A 1,170-nucleotide genomic window follows, 5' to 3' on the forward strand; every position below is an offset into this window, starting at 1 on the left:
TAGTTTATTTTTTCAATTTGTTGGGTATGTGGATTGCATGTGAAACTTAAATGATGTTTTATTCCCTCTATTTTTCCCCTATATCTAGTTTGTATAAGTTCGGCGGTTTTATATGGATTCAATAGTTCGTCGGGACTTTCTAAAGAAAGAATAAGTAATAAACCAATGCTACTCGGGTGACTCAGATTTAAATGAAAAAGTGAAGTAAATTTTTTTTGATTGTCAAAAGCATAAGAAATAAGAAAGTTATAATTATCGTTTAAATCAGGATTTTTATGACAAAGAATGACAAGAGAAAAAAATAAGTTGCATATATTTTCAACATCATGGGTGCTTAATGGTTGATTATTCGTTATAGGTAAATTTAATTTTTTGTAAATAATATCTCGAAGTATCAAAAAGTCATCCAAAGAAAAAGCAGGTTTTTTAGACATAGATTTATAAAGAAAGTGTATTAAATAAATTTGAAAAATTAAGATCCAAGTGTTTCCGACGATATCAAAGTCCTTAGAACTGTCAAAGAATTCTCCTTCATTGAGTAATTGACTAAATGCTCTATTTAAGCCCCATTCATCCATTTTACATTCTGTGTTAGAAGTACCTGGTGCAGCTAGATTCGAGCCGTAATTAAATAATTTAAATTTTCTCTGCGAGGCTTGCTCGATATAAATAAGGCTTACTTTAATATATATTTCTTTAAGCCAGAGAAACCATGGCGTCTCCTGTATATTCAAAGTGGAGAGGCCACTTATTTTCTCTTGAAAAAGATATGGCGGCAAAGTTAATAATCTATTTCGTAATTCATTCGTAATATGATTCTTTGAGCTCTCTAAGTAATATTTTGTCTGAAATATAAATAAATTTTCATAGTCAGAAATTAAAAGCTTAGAGAAACTAATAGGAAAAATATCAGAATTTGAATTAGATTCTTCAATAAATTTACTAATTAAGTTACTTTGAGCAGAAGGGTATAAATCCGACTGTTTCAAAGTGATTGAAATATTATTAATTAACGAAGAATCTGAATCAATAGTATGACTTTCAAAAGTACTTATCAGGGTTGAGTCAATTCGAGGTGAACATCCTAAAAGCAAAACATTTATATAAAGAGGAGCGTCAATATGTAAGCCTTTGCTCGATTGAAATGGTACTTTTCCATATAATATTTTC

Annotated in this window: 1 protein-coding gene; it reads right to left on the reverse strand. The window is 29.3% G+C overall.

Annotated features, from left to right (window positions below):
* Positions 1 to 1,170: hypothetical protein (locus C0512_RS15885; RefSeq protein WP_290863335.1), on the reverse strand; the 1,170-nt coding region annotated here is incomplete at both ends.

This window comes from Flavobacterium sp. (assembly GCF_013822155.1).
In the GTDB taxonomy this organism is placed as follows: Bacteria; Bacteroidota; Bacteroidia; order Flavobacteriales; family Flavobacteriaceae; genus Flavobacterium.